The following is a 15,247-nucleotide window of genomic DNA, read 5'->3' on the forward strand; positions in this document are numbered from 1 at the left end:
CGCAGGCGCGACGGGAAGCGGGGAGAGCGGATGCCGGAAAGACTGGCGGTGGTCAGCGGTGGCGCGACCGGGATCGGCGCGGCCATCGCGGAGGGCCTGGCCGAGGACGGGTACGACGTCATCGTGGTCGGCCGCCGGGCCGAGTTGCTGGCGAAGGCCGCCGCCCGGATCGGGGCGCAGGTCGGACGACCGGGCTCGGCCGAGGCGGTGCAGGCGGACCTGGCCGACCCGGCGCAACTGGGCCGCGTCACCGAGGCGGTCGGCGGGCGCACCGTCGACGTGGTGGTCAACAACGCGGGCGGTTACCTGGGCGGCGACTCGTCCACCCTGGACGGTGTGGCGGCGCAGTGGCGGGCCAACCTCGACAGCAACGTGCTCACCGCCGTACTGCTGACCGAGGCGCTCCGGCCGGCACTGCGCCGGCCCGGTGGACGGGTGGTGCTGCTCAGCTCGATCGCCGCGCTGCGGGGCGGCGGCGGACCGTACTCGGCGGCGAAGGCGGCGCTGCACGGCTGGGCGTACCACCTCGCCCAGGAACTCGGACCGGAACAGATCACGGTCAACGTGGTGAGCCCGGGCTACGTCGTCGACACCGAATTCTTCGGTGACCGGATGACGCCGGAGGGGCACCGGCGGCGGGTCGACGCGACGCTGGTGAAACGGGCCGGCGAGCCGGCCGAGATCGCGGCGGCGGTCCGATACCTGGCCAGCCCGGCCGCCGGGTACGTGACCGGCCAGGTGCTCGGGGTGAACGGCGGATCGGTCTTCGGTCGCTGACCCGCGCCGGCGAGCCGATCGCGAGGCCGGTCCACGAGCCGATCACGAGGCCGGTCCACGAGCCGATCACGAGGCCGATCCACGAGCCGATCACGAGGCCGGTCCACGAGCCGTCCGACCGGGCCGAACGGGCCGGAGACACGCGAACCGGGCGGAGACACCCGAACGGGCCGGGTGGCGGTCCCCCGTGGCCACCACCCGGCCCGCAGGCCCCTACTGCGCTCAGCCGTTGAGCAACTCGTACGCCAGGGCCGGCGCGTTCTGGGCCTGCGCGCCCGCCGGTGCGGCGAGCTTCGGCGCGCTGCCGAAGTCCCGGTACTGCACGACGTACTGGAACGCCTTGGCGCTGCCGGCCGCCGGCACGTCGAGGGTGAGCGAGGTCAGGTGCTCGCCGTCGACCGTCGCGGTGAACGGCACCTGCTTCGCCGCCTCGCCGAGCGCCGTCATCCGCTCCGCCTCCAGCACCTTCGCCGCCTCGCCGGAGGTGAGGTCGATGCTGCCGGAGTACTTCCCGTTGCCGGCCTCGGTGACGGAGGTGGCGGCCTGGAGCAGCGGGCCGGCGTTGCCCGGGTCGGTCCCCTCGTACTTCGGCACGCTCTCCGCGTCGGTGAGCTTCGCGGGGTCCAGCTTCAGCCACTTGTTCGGGAGCTTGGGCAGCCCGGTCAGCCCCTCGGTCCCGGTGAAGGAGATCTTCGTCCAGATGTCCTCGCCGAGCACCCGGAACGCAATGGTGGTGGTGAAGCCGTGCTCCGGATCCTTGATCGCGGTGGAGAGTTCCAGCCCCTTCGCCGCCGGGTCCACCGAACCGGAGACGTCGTCCGTACCGTCCTTGCCGCTGAACCGGAACGGTCCCTCGCTGCCGTCCGGCACCGTGTCCAGCAGGGTCTGCTTGGCAGTGACGGCGGCCACTTCCTCCTTCAGCTTCCCGCAGCCGCCCAGCAGGACCGTCACGCCGAGCAGTGCGGCCAGCGGGCCGGCGGTGTGCCGGGCCCAGCGTGCTGCGCGGATATCTCTGTTCATTGCTTTCCCTTCTCACCGGTGTCGTGGTTCGACGCCGGAAATGCTGCCGACCGGGACTGCCGTCGTACTGACCTGTCACTGCGTACCTGCGCTCGGCCACTGCCGTTATGCTGCCGTCGGACTGCCGTGCGCTGGTCCGCGAGCAGCCGGGGGGTGATGGGCGCATGGTGGAGGCGGTGCGCTTCGAGCTCCTCGGGCCGTTGCGCGCCTGGCACGCCGACCGCGAACTGGAACTCGGGCCGGGCAAGCAACGGGCCGTACTGACCGTGTTGCTGCTGCAGGCGGGGCGGCCGGTACCGACGGGTCGGATCGTCGACGCGGTCTGGGCCGAGGATCCCCCGGCGAACGGCCCCAACGTGGTGCAGAAGTACGTCGCCGGGCTCCGCCGGGTGCTGGAACCGGACCGGTCGCCGCGTACCCCGGGGCAGGTGTTGAGCCTGACCGACGCCGGTTACCTGTTGCGGGTCGGCCGGGACGACGTCGACGCACTGCGGTTCGAGCGGGCGACCCGACAGGCGGTGGCGACCCGGGACGCCGGCCGCTGGCCGGAGGCGGCGGCCGGACTACGCGCCGCGCTCGACCTCTGGCGGGGCGAGCCGTTTCCCGGCCTGACCGGGCCGTTCTTCGACTCCGCCCGGCACCGGCTGGTGGAGATGCGTACCGCCGCCCTGGAGAGCTGGGCCGAACTCGAGTTGCGGCTCGGCCACCACCACGAGGTGGTCGGCGAGCTGGCCCGGCTGGTCGCCCAGTTCCCGGTACGCGAGCGGCTGCGCGGCCTGCTGATGCTGGCGCTGTATCGCGAGGGACGGCAGGCGGAGGCGCTCAACACGTTCCGCGAGGTACGCACGCTGCTCCGGGACGAGCACGGGCTGGAGCCCGGTGAGCAGCTTCAGGAGCTGCATCGCCGGATCCTGCGCTCCGACCCGACGCTGGCCGTTCCCGACCGGTCCGGGAGTCCCACGCCTGCGCAGGTCACCGGGGCGGCGGTCGGGCGAACCACGGCCGGCGAGCCACCGGTCCGCGCCACGCTGCCGGGCGGTCAGCCCTCGACACCCGAGACCTCGCCCCGGCCGTCCGAGCCGATGACACCTGCCCCGGCCACTCTCGCCGAGCCCACCGCGCTGGTCGAGCCCACCGCGCTGGTCGAGCCCACCGCGCTGGTCGAGCCCACCGCGCTGGTCGAGCCCACCGCGCCGGTTCAGCCCACCGCGCCGGTTCAGCCCACCGCGCCGGTCGAGCCCGCTGCGCAGGACGGGCGGGTCGGGCCGGCCGTGTGGGCGGTGCCGGCGGTGCCGGTCGAGTCCGGGCCGGCGTTGCCGTCTGCCGGAGCGCCGACGGCAGCCGTGTCACTGCCGCCGCCGCTGTTGCCGATCGCGCCGCCGCCGGGTGCCGGCCGGCAGGACAGTGGCGGCAGGCACTGGACCGGCACCCTCGGCACGGTACTCGGGGCGGTCGGCGTCCTGCTCACCTTCGGACTCCTCACCTGGCTGGTCGTCTTCGTCTACGCCTGGCGACGTCGCAGCAGGTGGCTGGTGGCGGCCGGCGTCGGGTATCTCGCGATGGTGGTCGGATTCGTCCTCGGGATGGAGAGCGGTGATCCCGACCCGGCGGCTCCGGCGAGCACCGGCCAGGTGTTCGCGATCCTCGGACTCTTCCTGGTGAACTGGCTCGGCGGCATGCTGCACGTCATCCTGCTCAACCGTGGGGTGCAGCGGGTACTCGGCGGCGGGCGGCGCCAGCGCGCACCGGCCGCCCCGCGCAGCGCCGCCGACCAGCGGGTACGCCGGGAGCACGCCCGGTACCTGCTCTACCACTATCCGACGGCCCGCACCGAGTTGCGGATCGGTCGGCCGGACCTGCCGCGCAACTTCGACGACGGTGGCCTGATCGACATCAACGCCGTCGGTGAACACGTGGTGCTGGGGCTGCCCGGACCGTCACCGGAGCAGAGCCGGCACATCCTGGTGGACCGCCTGGTACGCGGGCCGTACGCCTCGATGGAGGAACTGGTCGCCCGCTGTCTGCTGCCGATGGAGGTGGCCGACTCGCTCCGCGAGGTGCTCGTCTTCCTGCCCCCGCTCGGCCGGCCCGCCAGCGCCGAGCGGGACGGGTGAGCAGGTCGGGCCTGCGGGGTCAGGCCGGTCCGGTCGGGTGAGCAGGTCGGGCCTGCGGGGTCAGGCCGGTCCGGTCGGGCCGGACTGCGCTGGTCGGCAGCGCTGCTCGGCGGGGTCGTCGGCCGAGCCGCAGTGGAAGACCTCGACCGGTTCGGTGTTGATGTCATTCACCCGGTCGACCCGGACCAGGGAGAGCCGCTTCGCCACCGGCTCGCCCGAGTCGGCCGCGAACCGGATCAGGCCGCTGACCCCCGGATAGCCGTTCTCGGCGTTCTGCCGCAGTACCTCGGTGTGCACCCCGGCCGGGTTGACGGCCCGGGGATCCCACGCCTCGCGCGGACTGCCGTGCCGCAGCCGGGCGGCGAGGCTCTCCACCGCGCGTACCACCATGGTGGCGGCGTCGTAGGCGAGACTGACCCGCTCCCCGACCTGGGCGCTCGGGCCGTCGTCCCGGCAGCGCGGCCAGTCGAGCAGGTCGTCGGCCTGGATCCAGGAGAGGAAACTGCCGCGCACGTCGTCGCGCTGGTCCCGGGCGGTACGCAGCGAGGCGCAGGTGGCCAGGGCCGCCTTCGAGACGTACGTGACCGGGAGGTTGCCGGGCGCGCTGGCCCGTAGACCGGGATTGGCCATGTACCGGTTGACCGAGTCGTCGCCGACCAGGTGCCGGGGCGGGTTCGGGCCGCACTCCTTGAGCGCCCGGAGGAAGCCGTCGAACTCGGACCACCGTCCGGCGAAGATCAGCACGCCGGTGTAGCCGCACTCCTGGGTCATCCGCTGGCCGGTACGCCACTCCTCCACCCGGGTCAGCCGGTTGCCGAACCGCTGGCGCAGATCGTTGACCAGCGTGCCGACGTACAGGTCCTCGGTCAGGGAGCTGTTCTCCCCGGTGGTGTAGTAGACGTGCGCCCCGCTGACCCGGAGCACCTGCCGGGCGTACTCGTCCATCAGCGCGGCCTGGTCGCGGTTGGGTGCGGAGATCTGGAGGTAGAGCTTGGAGTTCTCGTGCATGCCGTCGGCGGAGAGCGTCGGGGCCAGGGCCGGCAGGCCGATCCGGTTGAGTTCCCGCAGCGCCGCCGCGGTGCTGGTCCGGCTCTCCACCAGCCCGACCACGCCGAGCACGGTCGGGTCGTCCCGGACCAGCCCTTCGAGCATCGCCACCGCCCGGCCGGCGTGCCGCATCTGCTGTCCGGCGTTCGCGACCACCACCCGGAGCAGCGCGGCACCGTCGGCACCGGCCGACTCGCGCAGCAGCGCGTACTGGGCGGTGGCCATGCCCTCCAGTTCCTCCCGTTCGGAGACGTACGACTCCTCGTCGGCCCGGGTCCGGTTGCCGGTCAGCGTGCCGAGGTAGACCAGGGTGACCAGCGGACGGCGCTGCGCGCTGCGCTGCCAGACCTGCTCGGCGGCGGCGTTCTGGGCGAAGATGCGGCGCTGGACGGCGCGGAGCCGGTCCTGCCCCGGGTCGCGGTTGAAGACATGCCCGGCCGTGTCGCTGTAGCCGATGCACTCGCCGCCGACCCGTGCCACCGAGACCGCGCCGTCGAACGGCCGGGGATGGCAGTCCAGGCTCCAGCGCGAGTTCACCCAGACCCCCACGACGGCGACCAGCAGCAGGACGAGCGCGGTGGGGAGGAACCGGCGACTCCACCACGGCGGGCCCGGCGGGGTGAAGTTGAGCAGCCCGCCCCTCGGCTCCGAGCCCGCGCTCGGGTCGCCGAGCAGCAGGGCGATCAGCCAGGCGGCCGGCCGGCGCAGCCGCCGGGTCTCCGGCAGCACGTCCACCCATTCGTCGTACGCCTCCTCGGCGTCGACCAGGGCGTACGGCTCGGGTAGCTCCGGCGGTGGCTCGGCGCCGGCCGCGACCACCAGGAGCGGGTCGTTGCGGCCGGTCTCGTTGCGGACGTCGTTGACCAGCCGGACCAGGGTGTGCCCCGGATCGCCGGCCGTCACGTTGTTCAACAGCAACACCGGGTACGCCGTGCGCCGCCAGCTCGACGGCCGCCAGAGCCGGCGCCGGTACGCCTGCCGGAGGTCCTCCAGGAAGGCGTGCACGAGCAGCTTGTTCACCTGGTCCGGCTGTTCCCCGTCCCGCCAGCCGGCGGTGAGCCGTTCGGCGAACCCGAGGAAGGTCACCGACTGCCGGGGCGCCAGATACTGCTGCCGCATGAACCACCGGTAGTGCGGCCCGAGCAGCGGCACCCGACCGGAGACCGCGACCCGGAAAACCGCGCTCGGGATCGCCCGCCGGACCAGCCAGAAGACGAGCTGGTAGACGGTGGAGAAGAGGTCGCCGTCGCCGTCGCCGCCACCGGCCGGGTCACTGCCCGGCCGGGTGCCGCGCCGGTCCCGGAGCTGCCGGGCCAGGGCGGGGCGGCGGTCCTCGCCCGCCTCCGCCGACTCCGGTACGGGCTGGTGCAGCAGCCAGTCGGCCAGCGGATAGTGCCGGAATCGGAACCGCTCGCCCCCGAACGCCTCCAGGGAGAGCTGCCGGTGCACCTCCCGCAGCTCAGCGGCGATGTCGGTGGCGGTCAGCTCGGTCAGGTCGAGGACCGCGTGCGGGATCCGTCGTCGCTGGCCCCGGCCGAGTACCCGGCGCAGCAGGGCGATCAGGTCCGGTGAGGCGGGCGAGCGGACCAGCCAGATCAGCGGCAGCCGCCGGTCTCCCCGGCGCGGCCGGCGCAGCAGCCGGGCCAGCAGGGCGAGGAACTCCGAACCGCCGGACGGCAGGCGTTCCCGTCCCGAGGTCGGCTGCCCCTGGGTCGTCGCCGCTCCTGGCATGCCCACCTCCGGCAGTTGCTATGCGTGTTGCACAGATCACCACAGTGTCGTAGGTGGGGACAAGGCCGGACGGGCCTCACCCGGGTAACGGTGCGCCGGGGGTCCGTCGTGGTGTCCTGGTAGAAAGGCCGGATGGACGCAGACCGGACGCCCGACGACCACGAGCCGATCGGCGGGCCGCCCGACGACCACGAGCCGACCGGCGGGCAGCTCGACGATCGGGGGCCGGCCGGCGCGGAGCCGGGGTCGGTACGCGAGCGGGCCGAGGGCGTACTGCGCCGGTTGGCCGGCGAGCACGCCCGGCTCCGGGACGACCAGTGGCGGGCCATCGAGGCGCTGGTGGTGCAGCGGCGCCGGGTGCTCTGCGTGCAGCGGACCGGCTGGGGCAAGTCCGCCGTCTACTTCGTCGCGACCGCCCTGCTCCGACAGTCCGCCGAGGCGGGGGCGGGGCGTACCGGGCCGACCGTGATCGTCTCGCCGCTGCTGGCGCTGATGCGCAACCAGGTGGAGGCGGCGGCCCGGGCCGGGATCCGGGCCCGCACCATCAACTCGGCCAACCTCGACGAGTGGGACGAGATCGTCGCCGAGATCGAGGACGGCACGGTCGACGTACTGCTGATCAGCCCGGAACGGTTGAACAACCCGGATTTCCGGGACGGCGTACTGCCCCGGCTCGCCGCCACCACCGGGCTGCTGGTGGTCGACGAGGCGCACTGCGTCTCCGACTGGGGGCACGACTTCCGTCCCGACTACCGGCGGCTGCGTACCTTCCTGGCCGGGTTGCCGGCCGGCACGCCGGTACTGGCCACCACCGCCACCGCCAACAGCCGGGTCACCGACGACGTGGCCGAGCAGCTCGGCGACGCACTGGTGCTGCGCGGACCGCTGGACCGCGAGTCGCTGCGGCTGGCCGTACTCGACCTGCCGAGCCCGGCGCACCGGCTCGGCTGGCTGGCCGACCAGCTCGACCGGCTGCCCGGCTCGGGGATCATCTACACCCTGACCGTGGCGGCGGCCGGCGAGACCGCCGAGTTCCTGCGCGGCCGGGGCTACGCCGTCGCGTCGTACACCGGCCAGGCGGACGACGCCGACCGCCGCGCCGCCGAGCAGGACCTGCTCGACAACAAGATCAAGGCGCTGGTCGCCACCTCGGCGCTGGGCATGGGATTCGACAAGCCGGACCTGGGTTTCGTGGTGCACCTGGGTGCGCCGCCGTCGCCGATCGCCTACTACCAGCAGGTCGGCCGGGCCGGCCGGGCCGTCGGAGCGGCCGACGTGCTGCTGCTGCCCGGTGCCGAGGACCAGGCCATCTGGCGGTACTTCGCCTCGCTGGCCTTTCCGCCCGAGGAGCAGGTCCGGGCCGTCCTCGCCGCCCTGCACCCGGACCGTCCGCTCTCCACACCGGCCCTGGAGCCGATCGTCGACCTGCGCCGGACCCGGCTGGAGCTGATGCTCAAGGTGCTCGACGTCGACGGCGCGGTACGCCGGGTCCGGGGCGGCTGGCTGGCCACCGGTGAGCCGTGGCACTACGACGCGGCCCGGCTGCGCCGGGTGGCGGAGGCCCGCACCGCCGAGCAGCAGGCCATGCGGGAGTACGCCTCGACCGCCGGCTGCCGGATGGAGTTCCTCCGCCGCTGCCTGGACGACCCGGCGGCGACCGCCTGCGGGCGCTGCGACCGCTGCACCGGGGCCCGGTTCGACGCCGGCGTGTCGGCACCGGCGCTCGCCGCCGCGCAGGCGTTCCTCGGCCGCCCCGGGGTGCAGATCCCGGCGAAGAAGCTCTGGCCGACCGGGCTGGAGGCGGTCGGGGTACCGCTGCGCGGCAAGATCGGGCCGGCCGAGCAGGCGTACCCGGGGCGGGCGGTCGGGCGGCTCTCCGATCTCGGCTGGGGTGGCCGGCTGCGCGCGTTGACCGGGCCGCAGGCGCCGGACGCGGAGTTGCCGGAGGACGTGGCGACCGCCGTGGTCGAGGTGCTGAAGGCGTGGGCGCACGGCGACGACCCGTGGCCGGCCCGGCCGGTCGCCGTACTCGCGGTCGGTTCGCGGCGGCGACCCCGGCTGGTGCACGGACTGGCCGACCGGATCGCCCGGGTCGGCCGGCTGCCGCTGCTCGGCGAGGTGCCGGCCCGGGACGGCGGACCCGCCGGTGCCGGCCCGCGCGGCAACAGCGCCCAGCGGGTACGCGCGCTGCACGGCGCCTTCCCGCTACCCGAATCACTGGTCGGGGCGTTGGCCGGGCTGACCGGCCCGGTCCTGCTGGTCGACGATCTCGTCGACTCGGGCTGGACCATGACGGTCGTCGCCCGCCTGCTGCGTCAGGCCGGTGCCCCGGGTGTGCTCCCGTTCGCGCTCGCCGTCGCCGGCTGACCGATCCGAGTGCGGGGTGGGGCTCAGCGAGGTCGGCCGTATCCGACGATCGGCTGGTAGTCGACCCGGTCGATCCGGATCCGGGTGCCGGTACGCGGCGCGTGGATGATCTTCCCGTCGCCGACGTAGATGGCGACGTGGTGCAGGTCGCGGTAGTAGAAGACCAGGTCACCGGCTTGCCGGGCGGCGCGGCTGACCCGGGTCACCGCCCGGTACTGCCGAGCCGCGTTGTGCGGCAGCCGGACGCCGGCAGCCGCCCAGGCGGCCGAGGTGAGCCCGGAGCAGTCGTACCCGTCCGGACCGTCCCCGGCCCACCGGTACGGCTTGCCGAGCTGGGCGTACGCGAACCGGACGGCCTTGCCGGCGGCTCCGGCCGGCGGCTCGGGCAGCCGGGGCGCGGCTCCGGCGGGCGGCTCGTCGGGGCCGGGCAGTCGGGCGAGCCGGGCCAGTTCGGTCTCGATCGCCAGCTTCCGCGCGGCGAGCTGCCGCTCCTGGCTCCGCTGCCGGGCGGCGAGCGCCTCGACGGTGCGCCGCGCCCTGGCCAGCCGGTCGTGCGCCTCGGTCAGCGCCGCGATCATCCGGTGCTGCTCCCGGCTCAGCCGGTCGAGCAGGAGCAGCGGGTCCATCAGGTTCTCCGGGGTGGCGGCGCCCAGCAGGCTGCCCACCACTCCCAGCGCGTGGGTGTCGCCGGTGCGGTACGCCCGGGCGGCGATCAGGCTGACCTCGGTACGGTGCGCCTCGATCGCGCGCTCCAGCGGCCCCATCTCGGCGTGCAGGGCCGCGCTGCGCGCCCGGGTCTCCCGCAGCGTCTCCCGCAGGTCGTTGTACTGCTCGACGACGATCTCCAACTGCTCCGCCGCGTCCGCGATCCGCTCGGCGGGGTCGGTGGGCGGTGCGGCCCGGCCCGGTGCGGGGACGAGCGACAACGCCACGGTCATCCCGACGGCGAGTGCAGCGGCGCGACGTGGCAATGCGGTGGTCGGCACGATCTATCTAACGATCGATGCCGACCGGAGGCCACGCATCGAAGCTATTCGCTTTCGTGCCGTGATGCCTGTCGCTGGCTCCGGATCACCGGTGACCGGCCTCGCAGCGCCGCCGGCCCGGGACGGTGACCCGCCGGACCGGGACGGTAACCTGCCGGTCGTGACGCGTGAGCAGCCAGCGGCGCCGGAGACCGGCCGGACCGGGCCGGCGTCGGGCGCTGCCCGGCGGGCGGCGGACGGCCCTTCCCGGGACCGTCGACCGGCCGGCGACCCCGCCGGATCCGCCGAGTCGGCCGTGCCGGACCGGGGCACGGTACGCCTCGCGCTCACCGTGGGTGGCCTGGTGCTCGCCCTGCTCGCCGGGTTCGGACTCGGCCGGATGAACGGCGGCGGCACTCCGGCGGCCGGCGGTGGCGGGCAGCCGGCGGCCAGCGCCACCGACCACAGCCATCCGCCGGGGACGGGGCCGCACGAGCATCCCACCGGGGCGCCCGGCGGTCCGGCCGGCGGTGCCGAGCCGGGCGGCCTGAGCGTGAGCGCGAGCGGCTACACCCTGGTGCCGGCCGGCACGACCCTGGCCGCCGGCCGGGCCCAGGACTTCCGGTTCCAGGTACGCGGCCCGGACCGCCAGCCGGTGACCGGGTACGCGGTGGTGCACGAGAAGCCGCTGCACATGATCGTGGCCCGTCGGGATCTCAGCGGCTACCAGCACCTGCATCCGACGATGGCGATGGACGGCACCTGGAGCGTGCCGCTGACCCTGCCCACCCCGGGCGTCTGGCGGGCGTACGCCGACTTCACCGCGCTCGACGGCAGCGGCGGGCAGCTCCCGCTGACTCTCGGGGTGGACCTGGTGGTCGCGGGTGACTACGCTCCCCGACCACTGCCGGCGGCGGCCCGGGAGGCGACGGTCGACGGGTTCACCGTCACCTACGAGGGGACTCCGCAGGTCGGGGCCAGCCAGCCGGTGCTGTTCCGGGTCTTCTCCGGCGGCAACCCGGTCACCGCGTTGGAGCCCTACCTCGGCGCGTACGGGCACCTGGTGGTGTTGCGGGAGGGCGACCTGGGCTACGTGCACGTCCACCCGGAGCCCGAGTTGGTGGGCGGGGCGGTGAAGTTCTGGCTCGCCGCGCCGAGTTCCGGGCGGTACCGGATGTACTTCGACTTCCAGGTGGCCGGCGCGGTGCACACGGCCGAGTTCACCCTGACGGTGCCCTGAGCGCGGAAGCCCGGCCCGAGACCCTGCCGTCCGGGAACCTGTCCAGGGGCGATGACACCTCCGGTCAGCCGGCGCGGCGGACCGGCCGGTGGGCCAGATAACGCAACATGTCCCGGATCAGCTTCTTCTCCTCCGGCGGTACGCCGGGGTCGGCGAGCCGACTCATGATCACCCGGAGGTCGGCGTCCACCGGCGACTCGATCCGGTCCCGCCGGGGCGGGCCGGGCTGCTCGCCGTCGGGCAGGCCGAGCGCCCGGAAGGCCACCCCGACCGGTACGTCCAGGGCGGTGCAGAATCCGCGTACCTTGGCCAGCTCCGGATAGTCCTGCCAGTCCCCGGCGAGCCAGCGGAACAGGGTGGAGCGGCCCACACCGGTGTGCGCGGCGACGTCGCTGACGGTCCAGCCGCGCTCGCTCTTGGCGTCGTCGATGGCCCGCCGGACGAAGCGGGCGAAGGCCGCCTGCGGCGATTCCTGTGCGGCACCGATGCTCAGCGGAAAACCCTTTCGCCCGGACTTCGGGTGGTCTTTCGAGAGTAATCCGGAAGCGTGGCCGGCAAAGCCGACTGATCGCACCCACCCCGCCCGTACCAACGGTCGGCCGGCATCGGCCCCGGCTACCCGATCGTCCGAAGAGTTCCGCCGGTACGGCCGATGAACCGCCGGTCGGCGGCCCGGCCCCGGCGCCGCGACTCGGCCTCGGGCGCCGCGACTCGGCCTCGGGCGCCGCGACTCGGCCTCGGGCGCCGCGACCCGGACCCGGAGGCGGCCGTGCGGGCAGCCCGAGCGGCCGGCGGTACGGGTCAGCCCGGGTGGCCGCCCCGGCCCGGGCGGTCGTCGGACATCCCCTTCAACCGCTCGGTTGACGGGGCCACCGGTCCCCGCCGGTCCCGGACCGCTGCCGGGCGGATGGTGCGGGTCAGGCCGAACCGAGCAGGGTCTGCAACCGTGGGGTGAGCTGCCAGTCGCCGGCCAGCTCCCGGTAGTCGTCGCGCTGCTGCCCGGTCGGCTCGGCGCCGGTGTGCCGGGCCCGGAGCAGCAGGTTTCGCGGGGTGTGCTGGGAGTCGACGAACTCCACCACCTCGACCCGGTAGCCGTGCAGCCGGAGCAGCGCCGCCCGCAGCGCGTCGGTGAGTACGTCGGCGAAGCGCTCCCGCAGGATGCCCTGCCGGACCAGCAGGTCGTACGGGCCCGGGGCCGGGTGCTCCCGCAGCTGCGCGGCGAGGTCGTGGTGGCAGCACGGGGCGGCGAGGATCCACCGGGCCCCCCAGCGCACCGCCCGGGCCAGCGCCTCGTCGGTCGCGGTGTCGCAGGCGTGCAGCGCCAGTACCAGGTCGGGAGCGGGTTCGACCGTCGCCTCCAGGATGGTGCCGGCGACGAAGCGTACCCGGTCGGCGTAGCCGAGCTGCTCGGCGAGCGCGGTGTTGCGGCGTCGCTGGTCCTCGCGTACGTCCACGCCGACCAGTTCCACCTCGATGCCCCGCCCGGCCAGGTAGCGGTACGCCGCGAAGCTCAGGTACGCGTTGCCGCAGCCGAGGTCCACCACCCGCAGCGGGCCGGTCAGCTCCTCCGGCAGGGTGGCCGCGAGGGCGCGCAGGAACGCGTCGACCTGCCGGCGCTTGGCCGCGCTGCCACCGATCGCGGCGAACAGCGGGTCACCGGGGTCGAGCAGGTGCTCCCGGGCCCGGTCGTGCGAGGTGGCCGGTGTCGCGGGCCGCTCCGCGGCGACCTGGTGCAACTGCGCCTCGCCCCGCTTGGTGACCCGCAGTTGCAGGGTGGCGGTCGCGGTCTCGACGTGCCAGTTGCCGAACGGCTCGGCCAGCAGCGCGTCGACCGCCGCGTCCGCCTCGGGGCCGGGTGCCACGTTCCGGGTGAACGGCCGGGCGCCGTCGTCGGTGACGATCTGGAGCCGGGCGCCCGACTTGAGGGCGACCGGGCGCAGTTCGGCGCGTACCACGGTGGGGAGTTGTCCACGCCGCCGCCCGGCGGCGACGGCGCGGGTCAACCCGGGATCGAGCAGCAGCGCCCGCACCTGCGCGAGCGCTGCGTCAAGCTGTTGCGGCATCTACTCGCCGGTGGCGGCGTCGCCACCGGTACCCCGGCGACTGCGGCGGCGCCGGCGGCGCGGCTTGGCGGACCCGTCGGCCTCGACTGCGGTCGACGCGCCGCCACCGCTGCCGGCCTCGGTCGCCTCGGTCCTGGTCGCCTCGGCCCTGGTCGCACCGGCCTCGGCCGGCTCGGGCGCGCCCTGCGTGCCGGCGACGACCTCGCCCGCCCGGCGCCGGCGGCGCTGCCGGCGGCGCGGCTCGTCCTCGCCGGTCACCTCGGCCTCGGGAACCACCGGGTCGGCCGTGCCGGCGCTGCGGCTACCGCCGGCGCGCCGGTCGCGGGACCGGCCCGCGCCGTCGCCGCGACCCGGCCCGCGCCGGCCACCGGTGCTCCGGGACCGGCCGCCGAGGTCCTCCTCGACCTCGGCCGACAGCCCGGCCCGGGTCCGCTCGGCGGACGGCAGGGTACCGGCGACATCGGTCGGGATGTCCAGGTCCGTGTAGAGGTGCGCGGAGGTGTGGTACGTCTCCGGCGGCTCCGGCATCTCCAGCCCGAGGGTCTTGTCGATGATCCGCCAGCGGGGCATGTCGTCCCAGTCGACGAAGGTCACCGCGACCCCGGTGGCGCCGGCCCGACCGGTGCGGCCGATCCGGTGCGTGTAGGTGTCCTGGTCCTCCGGGCAGTCGTAGTTGACCACGTGGGTGACCCCGGTGACGTCCAGCCCCCGGGCCGCCACGTCGGTGGCGACCAGGATGTCGATCTTGCCGGCCCGGAACGCCCGCAGCGCCCGCTCCCGGGCGCCCTGACCCAGGTCACCGTGTACGGCCGCGACCGCGAACCCACGGAAGTCGAGGTCTTCGGCGACCCGGTCGGCGGCCCGCTTGGTACGGGTGAAGATCATCGTCAGTCCGCGCCCGCGCGCCTGCATGATCCGGGCGACGATCTCGATCTTGTTCATCGAGTGGGTGCGGTAGACCAGTTGCTCGGTCAGCGGCGACGGCCCGGTCTCGGCGGTGTGCCCGGCGTGGATGTTCACCGGGTGCCGGAGGAACCGGCGGGACAGCGCGACGATCGGCTCCGGCATGGTGGCCGAGAAGAGCATGGTCTGCCGGTCCTCCGGCAGCATCGCCAGGATCTTCTCGACGTCGTCCAGGAAGCCCAGGTCGAGCATCCGGTCCGCCTCGTCCAGGACGAGCGCGTGCACCCGGTCCAGCCGGATCTGCTTCTGCTTGGCCAGGTCGAGCAGCCGGCCCGGCGTACCGACCAGGATCTCGACGCCCTTGCGCAGCGCCTCGACCTGCGGCTCGTACGCCACGCCGCCGTAGATCGGCAGCACCCGTACGCCCCGGGTCTTGCCCGCCGCGGCGAGGTCCTTCGCGACCTGGAGCCCCAGCTCCCGGGTCGGTACGACGACCAGGGCCTGCGGCAGCCCGTCACTGCCCTCGCCGGGCGCGAAGAGCCGCTCCAGCAGCGGTACGCCGAAGCCGAGCGTCTTGCCGGTACCGGTCGGCGCCTGGCCGATCAGGTCGGTGCCGCGCAGCGCGATCGGCACGGCGTATTCCTGGATGGCGAACGCCCGGGTGATGCCCACCGCTTCGAGCGCGGCCACGGTCTCCTGACGGGCGCCGAGTTCGGCGAAGGTGGGCGCCTCGGGTCGGACCGGTGCGTCGGCGGCCAGCGCCTGGCCGGCCATGATGTTTTCGATGTGATCGCTCATGTGGTTGTGGGGGTGCCCTCTCGTGGTGCGCCCCGTTCGTCCGTAGGGCGCGATGTCGGTATGGCGCGGGCCACACGGTCGACGGCTGAACGCCGAGTAGAAGACCGGGCCGCACGCGCGCGCCGTAGGACAGGATTTCCGGAAACGATTGAGGTCTTCCGGGCCTCTGCCTCCTTCGGCAACTGATCCATGCTACCTGAGCCCGGCAAACGACGTCTCCGG

At 74.3% G+C, this 15,247-nt stretch carries 10 protein-coding genes; 4 read left to right on the top strand and 6 right to left on the bottom strand.

Going from position 1 to position 15,247, the window contains the following annotated elements; genetic code table 11:
• Positions 1-30: 30 nt before the first annotated feature.
• Entirely contained in the window at positions 31-777 is a 747-nt protein-coding gene (locus ACQEVC_RS13330) for an SDR family NAD(P)-dependent oxidoreductase (protein WP_432876758.1), read from the top strand.
• 222 nt (positions 778-999) lie between these two features.
• On the opposite strand, the gene ACQEVC_RS13335 is transcribed toward ACQEVC_RS13330, so the two are convergent.
• Positions 1,000-1,797, bottom strand: coding sequence for a hypothetical protein (locus ACQEVC_RS13335; RefSeq protein WP_432876760.1), 798 nt, complete (start codon positions 1,795-1,797; stop codon positions 1,000-1,002).
• A gap of 176 nt (positions 1,798-1,973) precedes the next feature.
• Here ACQEVC_RS13335 and ACQEVC_RS13340 point away from each other — a divergent pair, with 176 nt between their 5' ends.
• Positions 1,974-3,911 carry a BTAD domain-containing putative transcriptional regulator gene (locus ACQEVC_RS13340; protein WP_432876762.1) on the top strand — a complete coding sequence of 646 codons (1,938 nt, stop codon included), beginning with the start codon at positions 1,974-1,976 and terminating at the stop codon, positions 3,909-3,911.
• A gap of 60 nt (positions 3,912-3,971) precedes the next feature.
• On the opposite strand, the gene ACQEVC_RS13345 is transcribed toward ACQEVC_RS13340, so the two are convergent.
• Entirely contained in the window at positions 3,972-6,689 is a 2,718-nt protein-coding gene (locus tag ACQEVC_RS13345; protein ID WP_432876764.1) for a hypothetical protein, read from the bottom strand.
• A 132-nt stretch (positions 6,690-6,821) separates the two neighbouring features.
• Between ACQEVC_RS13345 and ACQEVC_RS13350 the strand changes: the two genes are divergently transcribed.
• Complete coding sequence (locus ACQEVC_RS13350; protein ID WP_432876766.1) at positions 6,822-9,056, top strand: DEAD/DEAH box helicase; 2,235 nt, start codon at positions 6,822-6,824, stop codon at positions 9,054-9,056.
• Between the two features lie 23 nt (positions 9,057-9,079).
• Here ACQEVC_RS13350 and ACQEVC_RS13355 read toward each other — a convergent pair whose 3' ends face one another.
• Positions 9,080-9,994, bottom strand: coding sequence for an NlpC/P60 family protein (locus tag ACQEVC_RS13355; protein WP_432876768.1), 915 nt, complete (start codon positions 9,992-9,994; stop codon positions 9,080-9,082).
• A gap of 139 nt (positions 9,995-10,133) precedes the next feature.
• Here ACQEVC_RS13355 and ACQEVC_RS13360 point away from each other — a divergent pair, with 139 nt between their 5' ends.
• Positions 10,134-11,261: a hypothetical protein gene (locus ACQEVC_RS13360; RefSeq protein ID WP_432876770.1), complete on the top strand. Its 1,128-nt coding sequence runs from the start codon at positions 10,134-10,136 to the stop codon at positions 11,259-11,261.
• 64 nt (positions 11,262-11,325) lie between these two features.
• Here the strand turns inward: ACQEVC_RS13360 and ACQEVC_RS13365 are convergent, their stop codons facing one another.
• The 3 genes from ACQEVC_RS13365 to ACQEVC_RS13375 form a co-directional block, all read right to left on the bottom strand.
• Positions 11,326-11,748 carry a helix-turn-helix domain-containing protein gene (locus ACQEVC_RS13365; RefSeq protein WP_318396105.1) on the bottom strand — a complete coding sequence of 141 codons (423 nt, stop codon included), beginning with the start codon at positions 11,746-11,748 and terminating at the stop codon, positions 11,326-11,328.
• 430 nt (positions 11,749-12,178) lie between these two features.
• The gene (locus ACQEVC_RS13370) at positions 12,179-13,324 is read right to left on the bottom strand and encodes a class I SAM-dependent methyltransferase (RefSeq protein ID WP_432876772.1); all 1,146 of its coding nucleotides are present in this window, start codon (positions 13,322-13,324) and stop codon (positions 12,179-12,181) included.
• The gene (locus tag ACQEVC_RS13375; protein WP_432876774.1) at positions 13,325-15,025 is read right to left on the bottom strand and encodes a DEAD/DEAH box helicase; all 1,701 of its coding nucleotides are present in this window, start codon (positions 15,023-15,025) and stop codon (positions 13,325-13,327) included.
• Positions 15,026-15,247: the final 222 nt, after the last annotated feature.

This window comes from Plantactinospora sp. CA-294935, assembly GCF_050936445.1.
Taxonomy (GTDB): Bacteria; Actinomycetota; Actinomycetes; order Mycobacteriales; family Micromonosporaceae; genus Plantactinospora.